Genomic DNA, 14,543 nt, shown 5'->3' on the forward strand with positions numbered 1-14,543 from the left:
TCGCCGCCGATCACTTGTATAGGCAGGTTCAGCTGCTCGACCATGCTGCGCACCACCAGGCACTGCTGGTAGTCCTTCTTGCCGAACAGGGCGATGCCCGGCTGCACGATCTGGAACAGCTTCATCACCACCGTGCACACGCCGGTGAAAAAGCCGGGGCGGAAGTAGCCTTCCAGGATGTCGGCCAGCGCGGCCGGCGGCTGCACCTTGAAGCCCTGGGCCACCGGGTACATCTCGGCCTCGTCGGGCGCAAACAGCAGGTCGCAGCCGGCGCCCTGCAGCAGTTCGGCATCACGCGCCAGCGTGCGCGGGTAGCGGTCGAAGTCTTCATGCGGCGCAAACTGCAGCCGGTTGACGAACACGCTGGCCACCACCGGCACGCCGTGGCTGCGGGCCTGGCGCACCAGGGCCAGGTGGCCCTCATGCAGGTTGCCCATGGTGGGCACGAAGGCGGGGCGCGGGCCGCCGGCCAGCGCGGCGCGCAGCTCGCTGACGTGGTGGATGATCTTCATCGCGGGTCTCCGGAGGTCTTGCAATTCAATAGCCGTGCTGGGCGTCGTCAGGGAACCGGCCGGCCTTCACCGCCCCCACATAAGCCTGCACCGCGGCCTCCACGCTGTCGCTGCCTTGCATGAAGTTGCGCACGAACCTGGGCAGCCGCCCACGCGTCAGGCCCAGCATGTCGTGCAGCACCAGCACCTGGCCGGCGCAGCCCACGCCGGCGCCGATGCCGATGACCGGGATGGGCAGCTCGTCGGCCAGCGTGCGGCCCAGCGTGGCGGGAATCAGCTCCACCACCAGCATCTGGGCGCCGGCCTCGGCCAGCTCGCGGGCATGCTGTCGCATCAGTTGCGCCGCCGCTTCGTCGCGGCCCTGGATGCGCCAGCCGCCCAGCGCATGCACCGACTGTGGGGTGAGCCCCAGATGGGCGCACACCGGTATGCCGCGCTCGGACAAAAAGCGCACCACCGGCGCCGTCCAGCCGCCGCCTTCCAGCTTGACCATGTGGGCACCGGCCTGCATCAGGCGCACCGCGCTGGCCAGCGCCTGTTCGTTCGACTGGTGGTAGCTGCCATAGGGCAGGTCGCCCACCACCCAGGCCGTGCGGTTGCCACGGGCCACGCAGGCGGTGTGGTAGGCCATCTCGTCCAGGCTCACCGGCACGGTGCTGGGCTGGCCCTGCAGCACCATGCCCAGGCTGTCGCCCACCAGCAGCACGTCCACCCCGGCGGCGTCCAGCAGCTGGGCGAAGGTGGCGTCGTAGCAGGTCAGCATCGCGATCTTCTCGCGGGCGGCGTGCATCTCGCGCAGGCGGTGCAGCGTGACGGGCTTGCGGGCGGCAGTCGACATGTGACAGGGCAGGGGTGTCGGAAGAGCCGCGAGTGTGCCGCAGCCGGAGCCACCTGCAAGATGGCGGGAGGAAGAGGGAGTCGAACCCACCCGGCGACGCATGGCGCCACCCACCGGGTTTGAAGCCCGGCCGTCCCACCGGGGACGATTTCCTCCCTGCGTCAGCCGCCGGGTGGGCGGCTGCCTTCGAACAGCGCTGCGTCGCTGCGCAGCACATGCTGGTCCTTCACCCGGCGGGTCAGGCCCACGCGGTCGAAGAACTCCAGCACCTGGATGGCCCGCTTGCGTCCCAGGCCGGTGGCGTCACGAAAGCTCGCGGCGCTCAAGCCTTCGGGCGCCGCCGCGGCCTGACGGGCCAACGCGGCCAGCCGCTCCAGCGTGGGGAGCGGATAGTAAAGGTCTTTGACCACCGCGAAGGCCTGGCCGCGGCGCGAAAGATTGGCCAGCGTCAAACGCACCAGCGCTTCGGGCGTGGCGGCCAGCTTGGCCAGGTCGCGCGCCCAGGGCGGGTCGAAGCCACCGTCCAGCATCGCGGGCATCAGCTTTTGCACCAGTTTTTCTTCGGCTTCCGACAGGCGCGCCGCATGCGCGGGCAGGTGCAGCCAGGCACCGCTGAGCACCACCGCGCCCTGCGCCAGCAGCGCCTCCAGCGCATGACGCAACACCGCGTCGTCCACCCGGGGCGCGGCCAGCCGCTTGAGGCGGCGCGCATCGGGGCCGATGTCTTCAGGCTGCTGAGCATGCAGGCCGGCCAGCGCCTGCAGCAGCCGCTGCTGAAGCGCCTGCAATGCGGCGCCTGAAATGGCCGCCAGCCGGCCGCCGCCTTCGATGCGCACCGCATCGGCCGGCAAGGGCAGGGCGGCCACCGGCCAGCCCATGCCGCGGGCCAGCGCGGCCAGATCAAGGCCCTGGGGCGCCGCCTGCAGCAGCGCAGCCACCCGCTCGGCCACCGTCGGCAGCTCGGCGGCCGCCAGCCATTGCAGACGTTCGGGCGTGCGGCGGTAGCGCGCCGGCGCCTGCGCATCGAGCACGGTGATGCCGGCCACGGTGCGGCTGGCGCTGGCATCACGCAACACGCCGCGGTCGCCCTGCCAGGCGGCGATGGGCGTGTGCAGCACCAGCTGGGCCAGCGCGCGTCCGCCCGGCGGCAGGGCGTTGGCGTCGTCCTGGTCATCGACCTGCAGCAGCGCCACGCTGGCCATCACGTCGGCGGTGCCCAGGTGCAGGTGCACCGGCGTGCCGCTGCGCAAGGCCTTGGCCTCACCCGGCCACAGCTGCAGCCGCACGTCGATGCGGGCCGTCTCATGCGCCACCTCGGGCGCGCACAGCCACTGGCCGCGGTGCACCGCATCGCGCTCGATGCCGGCCAGCGCCACCGCGCAGCGCTGGCCCGCATGGGCTTGCTGCGCGGGCTGGTTCTGCGAATGCAGGCTGCGCACCCGCAGCAGGCGCTCGCCCGGCACCAGGCGCAGCTCATCGCCTACCGCCACCTGCCCGGCGTGCACGCTGCCGGTGGCCACGGTGCCGGTGCCGCCCAGCGTGAAGGCGCGGTCCACCGCCAGCCGGAAGGCCGGGCCGCTGTGTTGCGGGCGGGGTGCGGCGGCCTGCTGCAGCAGGTGTTCGCGCAGCGCCGGCACGCCGTCGCCGCTGGGCGCCGCCACTTCGAACACCGGCGCGCCGGCCAGCGCGGTGGGCGCCAGCAGCGCCTGCACCTGGGCCTGCACCTCGGCCAGGCGCGTGGCGTCCACGCGGTCGGTCTTGGTGATGGCCACCGTGCCTGCACGCAGACCCAGCAGGCTGGCCACGGCCAGGTGCTCCTGCGTCTGCGGCATCACGCCGTCGTCAGCCGCGACCAGCAGCAGCAGGTGGTCGATGCCGGTGGCGCCGGCCAGCATGGTGTGCAGCAGCCGTTCATGGCCCGGCACGTCGACGAAGCCGATCACCTGGCCACCGGGCGCGGGCAGGTAGGCATAACCCAGCTCGATGGAAATGCCGCGGCGCTTTTCTTCGGGCAGGCGGTCGGTGTCCACGCCGGTGAGGGCGCGCACCAGCGTGGTCTTGCCGTGGTCGATGTGGCCCGCCGTTCCTACGATCATGCGTCCAGCGGCCCCATTCCCAGTGCCTCACGCAGCATGGGCAGTTGCGTGGTGAAGGGCGCGGCATCGTCCAGGCAGCGCAGGTCCAGCAGCAGCCGGTCGTGCGCGATGCGGCCCACCACCGGCAGCGGCAGGCTGCGCAGTGCGCGGGCCAGTTCGTCCAGCGCGGTGCCCACGCCCTTGGCACCGGTGGCCTTACCGCCCACCAGCGGCAGGCCAATGGCCAGGCCGGCCGAAGGCAGCCGGTCCACCGGCAAGGAGCCGCTGCCGATCTGGCTGCTCAGCGCCACGCAGCCCACCTCGAAACGCGGCTCCAGCGCGCGGGCCAGCGCGGGCTTCAGCGCCTCGGCCATCGCCAGGATCTGCGATTGCGGGCGGGTGAGGTGGCGCAGCGTGGGCAGGTCGCGCACCAGGCGCTCGGGTTGCAGGTACAGCATCAGCGTGGCTTCCAGCGCCGCCAGCGGCAGCTTGGACATGCGCAGCGCCCGCTTCATCGGGAACTTGCGGATGCGGCCCACCGCGGCCTTGCTGCCGACGATGAGCCCGGCCTGCGGCCCGCCCAGCAGCTTGTCGCCGCTGAAGGTGACCACGTCGCAGCCGGCGCGCAGCATCTCCTGCGGCAGCGGTTCACGCGGCAGGCCGTAGGCGGCCAGGTCGATCAGCGAGCCGCTGCCCAGGTCGGTGGCCAAGGGCACGCCGCGCGCACGGCACAACGGCGCCAGCACCGATTCGTCGACCGACGAGGTGAAGCCTTGCACCGCATAGTTGCTGGTGTGCACCTTCATCACCAGCGCCGTGCGTTCGTTGAAAGCGTTCTGGTAATCGGCCGGGTGGGTGCGGTTGGTGGTGCCCACCTCCACCATGCGGGCGCCGGCGCTGGCCATCACGTCGGGCATGCGGAAGGCGCCGCCGATTTCCACCAGCTCACCGCGCGAGACGATGGCCTCGCGCCCGCTGGCCAGCGCGGCGATGGTGAGCAGCACCGCTCCGGCGTTGTTGTTGACCACCGTGGCCGCTTCGGCGCCGGTGATCTCGCACAGCAGATCTTCCACCAGCGTGTCGCGGTCGCCGCGGCCGCCGCTGTCGAGGTCGAATTCCAGGTTGTTGGTGCCGGCCATGGTGCGCACGATGTGCGCCAGCGCCTCGTCGGCCAGCACCGAACGGCCCAGGTTGGTGTGGATCACCGTGCCGGTGAGGTTGAGCACCGGCTTGAGCCGCGGCGCCAGGCGGTCGGCGCAGCGCTGGCGCAGGTCGGCGGCCATCGCCTCGGGCTGCAACGCGGCGGTGGCCAAGGCACCGGCGCGTGCGGCCTCACGGCGGGCGGCCACCAGCGCGCGCGCCTCGCCGGCCACCAGGGTGTGGCCATGGGCCGCCACCAGGGCCTGCACCGCCGGCCACTGCATGATCCGGTCGATCGAAGGCAGCTGCTGCAGCAAAGCCTTCGAGCCATGGACCATGGACTCGTCGACCCGCTGAGTCATGGGCTCTCCGCGTCGCCGAACACCAGCATCAGGTTGACGCCGGCGCGCTGGTGGCCGGCTTCACTCACCAGCAGGTCCAGTGCCACGCTGGCCAGGTCGTCGGCCATCGGCTCCACCTCGGGGTCGCGTTCCATCGCCACCAGCTTGAGGTAGTGGCCGCAGCTGTCGCAGCACTCGGCCTTGACGGCGCCCAGGTAAGCGCCCCTCGCGCCGTCCTTGGCATCACCTTCGAGCTGCTGGTAGCTGATGCCGCGCGTGCTTTCGCAATGCGCGCACTTGATGCGCACGTAATGCCACTGCGTGGCGCACAGCGAGCAGGCCAGGTAGCGGTGCCCCGATTCATCGGCGCCGATGCGGGTGACGCTGGCGGTGGGCCGGCTGCCGCAGCAGGGGCAGCCGGTGGCCGGGTCGGTGCGGCCGAACACGGCCTCGCCATGGGCGGTGGCCGTGGCCAGCACCAGGTGGCTGAAGTAGGCCTGCAGCCCGGCCGCCACCAGCGGCGCGGCGGCCATGTCCAGGCCGCGGGCCATGCCGTTGCGCAGCAGGTCGGCCTGGCGGTTGAGCGTGGCGTCGTCGGTGGCGATCACGCGTTGCACCACGTCCAGCGCCGGGCCGGCGGGCAGGCGCCCGGCCAGCACACCCAGCAGCCGGCGCAGCTCGCCGGTCCAGGCCGCGTCCAGCGTCCATAGCGTGGCAGGCAGCGGTGGCAGCAGGCCGCGGGCGGCGCTGTCGCAGGCGGCCGCATCGGGCAGCGGCACCGTGGCGTAGTCCTGCAGCACCTGATGCTGGGCCTGCGCCAGCTCGGCGATGAACAGCAGGTAGTCGCGCATCGGGTGGCCGGCCGACAGCTGGCGCAGCCGCAGCGCGCGCTCGGCGAACAACTTGGCGCGTTGCGGCAGGCGCAGGAACGGCATCTGCCGCCCGGCCTGGATGGCGATCTGCTCCGGATCCAGCAGGCGGCTGGTGCGGGCGGCGTTGGAAGCGGATTCAGTCACGCGGCGGATGGCCCTCGGTCATTTCACGGTGCCACAGCGGATGGTTGAGCCGCGCCCAGCGGTCGGTCACGGTGCCGCGCGTCATGGCGCGGGTGGTGCCCTTGACCCAGATGGCGGCGTACACATGCACGATCACCGACAGCACCAGCACCACCGCCGACACCGAATGCACGAGTATCGCCAGCCGGCGCAGCGTCACCGGCACCAGGTGGAAGAAGTAGGGCGCCCAAAACATGAAGCCGGTGACCAGCAGCAGCAGCAGGCTGACGGCAAAGGCCCAGAACACCAGCTTCTGGCCGGCGTTGTATTTGCCCACCGCCGGCATGTTCTCCTTCTGGCCCTTGAGCATGTCGCCGGCATGGCGCAGCCACTCGCGGTCGGCGCGGCCGATGAGGTTCTCGCGCCAGACGGTGAAGAACAGCACGATGAAGCCCAGCACCATCAACACACCCAGGAACGGGTGCAGGATGCGTGTGAGCTGCCCGCCGCCGAACAGGTTGCTGAAGAAGAACAGCGTGGGATGGAACAGCGCCAGGCCCGACAGTGCCGCCGCAAAGAACAGCAGCGCCACGAACCAGTGGTTCATGCGGGTGCTGTCCTTGTAGCGCAGGATGTAGCGGGTGCGTTCCCGCCCGGGGGTCAGGGTGGTCATGGCCGCTCCTTGTCGTCAAGGTCCTTGTCTTCCACCGGCCCCACCTTCATGTAGTGGAAGAAGCCGCCGATCACCGCGCCGGCCATCGCCACCAGCGCCAGCGGCTTGGCCAGGCCCTTCCACAGGCCCACCAGCGGGCTGATGTGCGGGTCCTTCGGCAGGCCGTGGTACAGCTCGGGCCGGTCGGCATGCTGCAGCACGTACATCACGTGCGTGCCGCCCACGCCCGCCGGGTCATAGAGGCCGGCGTTCTGGAAGCCGCGTTCCTTCAGGTCGACCAGGCGTTCCTCGGCGTAGTCGTGCATGTCCTCCTTGGTGCCGAAGCGGATGGCGCCGGTGGGGCAGGCCTTCACGCAGGCCGGCTCCAGGCCCACCGTCACGCGGTCGGAGCACAGGCTGCACTTGTAGGCCTTGTTGTCGGCCTGGCTGATGCGCGGCACGTCGAACGGGCAGCCGCTGACGCAATAGCCGCAGCCGATGCAGTGCTCGCTGATGAAGTCGACGATGCCGTTGCTGTACTTGACGATGGCGCCGGGGCTCGGGCAGGCCTTGAGGCAGCCCGGGTCCTCGCAGTGCATGCAGCCGTCCTTGCGGATCAGCCACTCCAGCTTGTTCTCCTCGGGTTCCACCTCGGAGAAGCGCATCACCGTCCAGCTCTTGGGGGTGAGGTCGTTGGGGTTGTCGTAGGTGCCGTGGTTGGTGCCCACGTCATCCCGCAGGTCGTTCCACTGCATGCAGGCCACCTGGCAGGCCTTGCAGCCGATGCAGGTGGACACGTCGATGAGTTTGGCGACCTCGGGTTGCTTGCGCACCTGCGGCGCGGCCGTGGGCGTGGCCGAGCGCAGGGCGATGTCCAGGGACTGAAGTGAAGACATGTTCGTCAGTGCTCCTTCATGCCTTCTCGATGTTGACGGTGAAGCTCTTGTACTCGGGCGTCTGGGTGTTGGCGTCGCCGACGAAAGGCGTCAGCGTGTTCACCAGGTAGCCCGGCTGGGCCACCCCCACGAAGCCCCAGTGGTTGGGCAGCCCCACCGTGTGCATCGTCTTGCCGTCGCACTGCAGCGCCCGGATGCGCTTGGTCACCACGCACACCGCCTTGATGAAGCCGCGCGGGCTGCTCACCTTGACCATGTCGCCATGCGCGATGCCCTTTTCCTTGGCCAGCGCCTCGCCGATCTCGACGAACTGCTGCGGCTGGATGATGGCCGAGGTGCGCACGTTCTTCGTCCAGTAATGGAAGTGCTCGGTCAGGCGGTAGCTGGTGGCCGCATACGGGTAGTCCTTGGGCTGGCCCATCGCATCCAGGTCGCGCTTGAACACCCGCGCCGCCGGGTTGGCCCGTGCCACCGGGTTGTCGGGGTGCAGCGGGTTGCCCACCAGCGGCGACTCGAAGGGCTCGTAGTGCTCAGGCAGCGGCCCTTCGGCCATGCCGGTGGGCGCGAACAGGCGCGCCACGCCCTCGGCGGTCATGATGAAGGGGCGCACCGCTTCGGGGTCGTTCGGGTTGGCCCCTGGCGCGATGTCCGGCACGTCGGCGCCCGACCAGGCGCTGCCGTTCCAGGTGAGGTAGCGGCGGTCGGCACGCCAGGGCTTGCCGGTGGGGTCGGCGGCCGCGGCGTTGTACAGGATGCGCCGGTTCGCCGGCCAGGCCCAGGCCCAGTTCAGCGCCTGGCCCACGCCATAGGGGTCGCTGTTGTCGCGCCGGGCCATCTGGTTGCCGGCCTGCGTCCAGGCGCCTGTGTAGATCCAGCAACCGGCCGAGGTGCTGCCGTCGTCACGCAGCAGGCCGAAGCCGGACAGCTGCTCGCCGGCCTTGGCCAGCACCTTGGTCGGGTCCTTGGGGTCCAGCACGTCGGTGATGGCGCGGCCGTTGTACTCGCGGGCCAGCTCTTCCGACGACGGGCTGTGCGGGATCTTGTAGTTCCAGGTGAGCTTGACGATGGGGTCGGGGAAGGCGCCGCCTTCGTTCTGGTACAGCGCACGGATGCGCGTCCAGATGCCGGCCACGATCTCCACGTCGCCCCGCGCTTCGCCCGGCGGCTCGGCGCCCTTCCAGTGCCATTGCAGCCAGCGGCTGCTGTTGGTCAGCGAGCCGTCTTCTTCCGCAAAGCAGGTGGAGGGCAGGCGGAACACCGTGGTCTGGATGTCCTCGGTCTTGACGTCGTTGAACTCGCCGTAGTTGCGCCAGAACTCGCTGGTCTCGGTGACCAGCGGGTCGATGGTGACCAGGAACTTGAGCTTGGACAGGCCTTCGACGATCTTGGCCTTGTTGGGGAACGAGCCCACCGGGTTGAAGCCCTGGCAGATGTAGCCGTTGAGCTTGCCCTGCGTCATCAGCTCGAAGGTCTGCAGCACGTCGTAGAGCTTGTCGATCTTCGGCAGGTAGTGGAAGGCCCACTCGTTGTCCGCGGTCGCGGCGTCGCCCCACCAGGCCTTTTGCAGGCTGACGAAGAACTTGGGGTAGTTCTGCCAGTAGCTCATCTGGTTGGGCCGCAGCGGCTTCAGCGCCCGGGGCTTGTAGTACGTCTCCAGGTCCTGCTCGCTCTCGCGCGCCAGGCTCAGGTAGCCGGGCAGCGAGTTCGACAGCAGGCCCAGGTCGGTCAGGCCCTGGATGTTGCTGTGGCCGCGCAGCGCGTTCATGCCGCCGCCGGGCACGCCGATGTTGCCCAGCAGCAGCTGCAGGATGGCGCCGGTGCGGATGATCTGAGAGCCCTGGCTGTGCTGCGTCCAGCCCAGCGCATACATGATGGTCATGGTGCGCTCGGGGCCGCTGGTGCTGGCGATGTACTCGCACACCTTCAGGAACTGGTCCTGCGGCGTGCCGGTGATGCGGCTGACCATCTCGGGCGTGTAACGCTCGTAGTGGCGCTTCATCACCTGCAGCACGCACTGCGGATCCTGCATCGTCGGGTCGACCTTGGCAAAGCCCTGGTCGTCCATCGCGTAGCCCCAGCTCTTGGGGTCGTAGCTGCGCTTGTCAGGGTTGTAGCCGCTGAACAGGCCGTTCTCGAACTTGAAGTCGGGCCCGACGATGAAGCTGGCGTTGGTGTAGTTGCGGACGTACTCGGTCTGGATCTTGTCCTGCGTCAGCAGGTAGCGGATGACGCCGCCCAGGAAGGCGATGTCGCTGCCCGGCCGGATGGGGGCGTAGTAGTCGGCCATGGCGGCCGAACGCGTGAAGCGCGGGTCCACGACCACGAGCTTCGCCTTGTTGTGCTTCTTGGCTTCGATCACCCACTTGAAGCCGCATGGGTGGGCTTCGGCGGCATTGCCGCCCATGATCAGCACGACATCCGCGTTCTGGATGTCCTGCCAGTGGTTGGTCATCGCACCGCGGCCGAACGTCGGGGCCAGACTGGCCACCGTCGGTCCGTGTCAAACGCGGGCCTGGTTGTCGAAGGCGAGCATGCCCAACGACCGGAACGCCTTGTGCGTGATGTACCCGGTTTCGTTGGACGAGGCGGAGGCGCACAGCATGCCGGTGGACACCCACCGGTTCACCGGCTTGCCGTCGGCCGTGTTGGCGATGAAGTTGGCATCGCGGTCGGCCTTCATCAGCTTGGCGATGCGGTCCAGCGCCTCGGCCCAGCCGATGCGCTTCCATTCGGTGCTGCCGGGCTCACGCACCTCGGGGTACTTGAGCCGGTTGGGGCTGTGCACGAAGTCGAGCAGGCCGGCGCCCTTGGGGCACAGCGTGCCGCGGTTCACCGGATGATCCGGGTCGCCCTCGATGTGCATGATGTCGGCGGTGACGTTCTTCGCCTTGTCGCCGAGGCTGTACATGATGATCCCGCAACCCACCGAGCAGTAGGGGCAGGTGTTGCGGGTCTCGGTGGCGCGGGCCAGCTTGAAGCTGCGGGCCTCGGCCAGTGCGGCATCGGGCGAGAACCCCAGGGCCACGAGGCTGGAGCCGACCAGGCCCGCCCCACTGACCCTGAAGAACTGCCTTCGGTCCATGTCCATCATCTGAATATGCTCCTGGGAGTGACCTGGGGGCTGCGGAAGAAAAGCGGGTGCCTAGCGGCTGGCCGCCGAGGCGGCGCCGTCGCCGCCGGTGGGGGCCGGCGCGTCGCTGCCGGTATGGCCGCCGGGGCCGGCCATGCCGCCGATGGCGGCGGTGCCGTCCGACGGACCGACCGACGAAGCGGCATGGGCTTCATCGACCGGCTTGACGCCTGGTTGAGCGCCGCTGGCAGGCCCGGCGGTGGCGGGCGCCGCTTCGGCGGTGGGCGTGGGTGGGTTGGCGGGCTTGGGGTCGCAGGCCGCAAGGCTGGCCAATGCGGCGCTGGCGAGGACCAGGCCCCACCAGGGGGTCGAACGCGAACGGGCGGGGGGATACTGCATCGGGCGAGCCTAGCCGCCCCTGCGGGCCCGGTCAACGTGACGAGGGCCGCGCTGCGGGATATCCCGCAGCGCCCGGCGGCCTTCGGGCAAGCCTGCTAGCGGGGCACCGGCCCGGCCGCCGGCGCGCCTTCCTGCGCCAGGTTGCGCTGCAGCCAGTAGCGGGCCATGTCCTGCACCGCCTGCAGGTAAGGCTCGAAGGCCACCGGCTTGCACAGGTAGCTGTTGGCGCCCAGCTCATAGCTGCGCTGCACGTCCACCACCTCCTGCGACGAGCTGAACATCACCACCGGCAGCAGCCGGGTGGGCGGGTGGGCGCGCAGCCGGGCCAGCACGTCAAAGCCGCTGAGCTTGGGCAGCTTCACGTCCAGCAGCACCAGCCGCAGCGGTTCCTCGTCGCGGCGCCAGGCGTGGTCGCCCTGGCACAGCAGGAAGTCCAGCGCTTCCTGGCCGTCGCGCGCCACTTGCACGCTGGCCGGGGGCTGCAGCAGGTGCAGGCCGCGCAGCGTGAGTTCGAGGTCGACGGGCTGGTCTTCGGCCACCAGCACCTGTACACGATGGCGGCTGCCGGGCATGGCGGCTTCAGGCAGCGGGAACATGGAATTCAAAGATGGCGCCCTGGCCCGGCAAGGCATTGGCGGTGACGCCGCCGCCATGGCGTTGCACGATCTGCTGCACGATGGCCAGGCCCACGCCCGTGCCTTCGATGTCGTCGCCTTCATGCAGCCGCTCGAACACGCCGAACAGCCGCTCCGCATGGCGCATGTCAAAGCCCACGCCGTTGTCGCGCACCGCGTAATGCACGCTGCCGTCGCCCTCCAGCCGGCCCTGCACCTCGATCACCGCCACCTCGCGCTGGCGGCTGTACTTCAGCGCGTTGGACAGCAGGTTCACCCACACCTGGCGCAGCAGCGCGGTGTCGCCATGGCAGGGCGGCAGTGGGTGCACCCGCAGGTCGATCTGGCGGCCGGCGCACAGGGGCGCCAGCGTGGCCAGTGCCTCGGCCACCAGGGTCTGCGTGTTCACCGGGCGCTTGTGCAGCTCGGCCCGGCCCGCGCGCGAAAAGCTCAGCAGGTCGGTGATGAGCCGGCCCATCTTCTGGGCGCTGTCGCGGATCAGGGCCAGGTAGCGGCGGCCGGTGTCGGGCAGCAGCTCGCCATAGTCGTCGGCCACGATCTTGGACAGCCCGTCGATCGCGCGCAGCGGTGCCCGCAGGTCGTGCGAAACGGTGTAGCTGAAGGCTTCCAGCTGCTTGATGGCGGCTTCGAACTCGGCGCTGCGCTGGGCCAGCCGCTGCTCGAACTCGGCCCGCAGCGCCGCCAGCTGGGCGGCGCAATCATCGGACACAGCGGGTTCCGGCACTGCGGCCGGTTGAATCAGTTCTTCGGACAACATGGCAACCTCTCACGCCAACGCCTGCAGCCCCGGAAAGGGCCGGTTGAGCTGCCGGGCGTCTGCGCATGTTGCTGACAGGCGCCCGCCGCCGCTGGTTTTTGTGAGGGTCGCTGCGCACTACGTCACGGCATGCCTTCCAGATGTCGTGAACAAGTGGCGTGACTGGGTGTCATTCCACATGCAAGGCAGCCGGTCCGGCCTGCAGCCGGCCGACCACCGCGGCGTCGGCAAAACCTTCGCGCGCGAACACCGCCATCACCGCGTCCAGCGCCGCGGGCGCGCAGCTCACCAGCAGGCCGCCCGAGGTCTGCGGATCGGCAAGCAACGCCTGCGCCGTGGCCGGCAGGCTGCCGGCCAGCTGCACCTCGGCCCCGTAACCCGCCCAGTTGCGGCCCGAGGCACCGGTGACGAAGCCGTCGGCCGCCATCGCCTCGATGCCCGGCAGCAGCGGCACCTGCGACCAGTCGATCACGGCCGTCAGGCCGGCGCCGCGGGCCATTTCCAGCGCATGGCCGGCCAGGCCGAAGCCGGTGACGTCGGTCAGCGCATGCACGCTGTCCAGATCGGCCAAGGCCATGCCGGGCGTGTTCAGGCGGGTGGTGGTGTCGATCAGCCGGGCATAACCGGCCTCGTCCAGCTTGCCTTTCTTGAGCGCGGCCGACAGCACGCCGACGCCCAGCGGCTTGCCCAGCACCAGCAGGTCGCCGGCGCGCGCATCGGCATTGCGCCGCACCTTCTTCGGGTGCACCAGGCCCATCACCACCAGGCCGTAGATGGGCTCCACCGAGTCGATGGTGTGGCCACCGGCGATGGGGATGCCGGCCGCCTGGCACACCGACTCGCCGCCGCGCAGCACCTGGCCGATGACCTCGACCGGCAGCTGGTTCACGGGCATGGCCACCAGGGCCAGCGCCATGATGGGCCGGCCGCCCATGGCGTACACGTCGCTGATGGCATTGGTGGCGGCGATGCGCCCGAAGTCGAACGGGTCGTCGACGATGGGCATGAAGAAGTCGGTGGTAGCGATCAGCGCCTGCTCGTCGTTGAGCTGGTAGACGGCGGCGTCGTCCGAGGTCTCGATGCCCACCAGCAGCTGCGGCGGCACGATGCCGCCGGCGCGCTGGCGCAGGATCTCGGTCAGCACGCCGGGCGCGATCTTGCAGCCGCAGCCGCCGCCGTGGGAAAAGCTGGTCAGGCGCAGCGGTGCTGGGGCGTGGTCGGTCATCAGGGTCCTCCGGTCTGGCAATCCGCCCCATTGTGGCGGGGTGCTTCGGCCCCTGCATTACCCTTGCGCCCGGTGCGCGGTGCCTGGTCGAGGCCCGCGGCCCGTACAAGACAAGAAGGACCCCGCGATGAACCCCACCCTGACCCGCCGTGCCCTGGCCGCCGTGATGCTGGCCACCAGCCTGGCCGCCTGGGCCCAGATCGGCACGCTGCGCGTGTCGGCCATCCCCGACGAAGCGCCCACCGAGCTGCAGCGCAAGTTCAAGCCGCTGGGCGACTACCTGAAGCAGCAGACCGGGATGGAGGTGCAGTTCATCCCCGTCACCGACTACGCGGCCGTGGTGGAAGGCCTGGCCACCAACAAGCTGGACCTGGCCTGGCTGGGCGGCTTCACCTACGTGCAGGCCAGGCTGCGCACGCAGGGCGGCGCGGTGCCCATCGTGCAGCGGGCCGAAGACGCGGTGTTCACCAGCCGCTTCATCGTGCCCAAGGACAGCCCGGCGCAAAGCCTGGCCGATTTGAAGGGCAAGACCTTCGCGTTCGGCGCGCCCTCGTCCACCTCGGGCAGCCTGATGCCGCGCTTCTACCTGATGAAGGCCGGCATCGACCCCGAGCGCGACTTCAAGACCGTGGCCTTCTCGGGCGCGCACGACGCCACCGTGGCCTTCGTGGCCGCCGGCCGGGCCGAAGCTGGCGTGCTCAATGCCTCGGTGCTGGACAAGCTGACCGAAGCCGGCAACCCCAACGCCGCCAAGGTGCGGGTGCTGTCCGTCACGCCCACCTACTTCGACTACAACTGGACGGTGCGCCCGGGCCTGGACGCCGCGGTCACCCGCAAGCTGACCGACGCCTTCCTGCAGCTGGACGCGGCCAATCCGCAGCACAAGGAGATCATGGCGCTGCAGCGGGCGAGCAAATTCATCCCGACGCAGCCGTCCAACTACGACGGCATCGAGGCCGCGGCCAAGGCGGCCGGCCTGCTGAAGTAAAGCGCTGCCGTGTCCTTCCA

At 69.9% G+C, this 14,543-nt stretch carries 13 protein-coding genes and 1 tRNA gene; 1 reads left to right on the forward strand and 13 read right to left on the reverse strand.

Annotated elements, in window-relative coordinates; genetic code table 11:
* The 13 genes from ABNT58_RS15000 to selD form a co-directional block, all read right to left on the reverse strand.
* A partial coding sequence (locus ABNT58_RS15000; protein ID WP_348754263.1) for a pantoate--beta-alanine ligase occupies positions 1–512 on the reverse strand: 512 nt, incomplete at its 3' end.
* A 25-nt stretch (positions 513–537) separates the two neighbouring features.
* Positions 538–1,350: a 3-methyl-2-oxobutanoate hydroxymethyltransferase gene (gene panB, locus ABNT58_RS15005; protein WP_348754264.1), complete on the reverse strand. Its 813-nt coding sequence runs from the start codon at positions 1,348–1,350 to the stop codon at positions 538–540.
* Between the two features lie 61 nt (positions 1,351–1,411).
* A tRNA-Sec gene (locus tag ABNT58_RS15010) sits at positions 1,412–1,507 on the reverse strand.
* 4 nt (positions 1,508–1,511) lie between these two features.
* Positions 1,512–3,446, reverse strand: coding sequence for a selenocysteine-specific translation elongation factor (gene selB, locus ABNT58_RS15015; RefSeq protein ID WP_348754265.1), 1,935 nt, complete (start codon positions 3,444–3,446; stop codon positions 1,512–1,514).
* Positions 3,443–4,927, reverse strand: coding sequence for an L-seryl-tRNA(Sec) selenium transferase (gene selA / locus ABNT58_RS15020; protein ID WP_348754266.1), 1,485 nt, complete (start codon positions 4,925–4,927; stop codon positions 3,443–3,445). The genes selB and selA overlap by 4 nt, the downstream gene beginning before the upstream one ends.
* Positions 4,924–5,922, reverse strand: a complete 999-nt coding sequence (fdhE, locus tag ABNT58_RS15025; RefSeq protein ID WP_348754267.1) for a formate dehydrogenase accessory protein FdhE — start codon at positions 5,920–5,922, stop codon at positions 4,924–4,926. Before fdhE ends, selA begins: the two co-directional genes overlap by 4 nt.
* Positions 5,915–6,574, reverse strand: coding sequence for a formate dehydrogenase subunit gamma (locus tag ABNT58_RS15030; RefSeq protein WP_348754268.1), 660 nt, complete (start codon positions 6,572–6,574; stop codon positions 5,915–5,917). Before ABNT58_RS15030 ends, fdhE begins: the two co-directional genes overlap by 8 nt.
* Positions 6,571–7,449 carry a formate dehydrogenase subunit beta gene (gene fdxH / locus ABNT58_RS15035; protein WP_348754269.1) on the reverse strand — a complete coding sequence of 293 codons (879 nt, stop codon included), beginning with the start codon at positions 7,447–7,449 and terminating at the stop codon, positions 6,571–6,573. Before fdxH ends, ABNT58_RS15030 begins: the two co-directional genes overlap by 4 nt.
* Positions 7,450–7,465: 16 nt before the next feature.
* Positions 7,466–10,540, reverse strand: coding sequence for a formate dehydrogenase-N subunit alpha (fdnG, locus tag ABNT58_RS15040; protein WP_348754270.1), 3,075 nt, complete (start codon positions 10,538–10,540; stop codon positions 7,466–7,468).
* 51 nt (positions 10,541–10,591) lie between these two features.
* Entirely contained in the window at positions 10,592–10,918 is a 327-nt protein-coding gene (locus tag ABNT58_RS15045; RefSeq protein WP_348754271.1) for a hypothetical protein, read from the reverse strand.
* 95 nt (positions 10,919–11,013) lie between these two features.
* Positions 11,014–11,514 carry a response regulator gene (locus tag ABNT58_RS15050; RefSeq protein WP_348754272.1) on the reverse strand — a complete coding sequence of 167 codons (501 nt, stop codon included), beginning with the start codon at positions 11,512–11,514 and terminating at the stop codon, positions 11,014–11,016.
* Entirely contained in the window at positions 11,498–12,310 is an 813-nt protein-coding gene (locus ABNT58_RS15055) for an ATP-binding protein (protein ID WP_348754273.1), read from the reverse strand. The genes ABNT58_RS15050 and ABNT58_RS15055 overlap by 17 nt, the downstream gene beginning before the upstream one ends.
* A gap of 169 nt (positions 12,311–12,479) precedes the next feature.
* Entirely contained in the window at positions 12,480–13,535 is a 1,056-nt protein-coding gene (gene selD, locus ABNT58_RS15060) for a selenide, water dikinase SelD (protein WP_348754274.1), read from the reverse strand.
* 127 nt (positions 13,536–13,662) lie between these two features.
* On the opposite strand from selD, the gene ABNT58_RS15065 reads away from it, so the two are divergent.
* On the forward strand, positions 13,663–14,523 hold the full coding sequence (locus tag ABNT58_RS15065; protein ID WP_348754275.1) for a putative selenate ABC transporter substrate-binding protein: 861 nt from the start codon (positions 13,663–13,665) through the stop codon (positions 14,521–14,523).
* Positions 14,524–14,543 lie beyond the last annotated feature (20 nt).

Source organism: uncultured Aquincola sp. (assembly GCF_964001545.1).
Classification (GTDB): domain Bacteria; phylum Pseudomonadota; class Gammaproteobacteria; order Burkholderiales; family Burkholderiaceae_C; genus Aquincola.

What these genes read in the sequence shown, in the direction of transcription:
- ABNT58_RS15045 (WP_348754271.1), bottom strand. Translation starts at nt 10,918, where the DNA reads ATGCAGTATCCCCCCGCCCGTTCGCGTTCGACCCCCTGGTGGGGCCTG.
- selA (WP_348754266.1), bottom strand. Translation starts at nt 4,927, where the DNA reads ATGACTCAGCGGGTCGACGAGTCCATGGTCCATGGCTCGAAGGCTTTG.
- ABNT58_RS15055 (WP_348754273.1), bottom strand. Translation starts at nt 12,310, where the DNA reads ATGTTGTCCGAAGAACTGATTCAACCGGCCGCAGTGCCGGAACCCGCT.
- fdxH (WP_348754269.1), bottom strand. Translation starts at nt 7,449, where the DNA reads ATGTCTTCACTTCAGTCCCTGGACATCGCCCTGCGCTCGGCCACGCCC.
- panB (WP_348754264.1), bottom strand. Translation starts at nt 1,350, where the DNA reads ATGTCGACTGCCGCCCGCAAGCCCGTCACGCTGCACCGCCTGCGCGAG.
- selB (WP_348754265.1), bottom strand. Translation starts at nt 3,446, where the DNA reads ATGATCGTAGGAACGGCGGGCCACATCGACCACGGCAAGACCACGCTG.
- ABNT58_RS15030 (WP_348754268.1), bottom strand. Translation starts at nt 6,574, where the DNA reads ATGACCACCCTGACCCCCGGGCGGGAACGCACCCGCTACATCCTGCGC.
- ABNT58_RS15065 (WP_348754275.1), top strand. Translation starts at nt 13,663, where the DNA reads ATGAACCCCACCCTGACCCGCCGTGCCCTGGCCGCCGTGATGCTGGCC.
- ABNT58_RS15050 (WP_348754272.1), bottom strand. Translation starts at nt 11,514, where the DNA reads ATGTTCCCGCTGCCTGAAGCCGCCATGCCCGGCAGCCGCCATCGTGTA.
- selD (WP_348754274.1), bottom strand. Translation starts at nt 13,535, where the DNA reads ATGACCGACCACGCCCCAGCACCGCTGCGCCTGACCAGCTTTTCCCAC.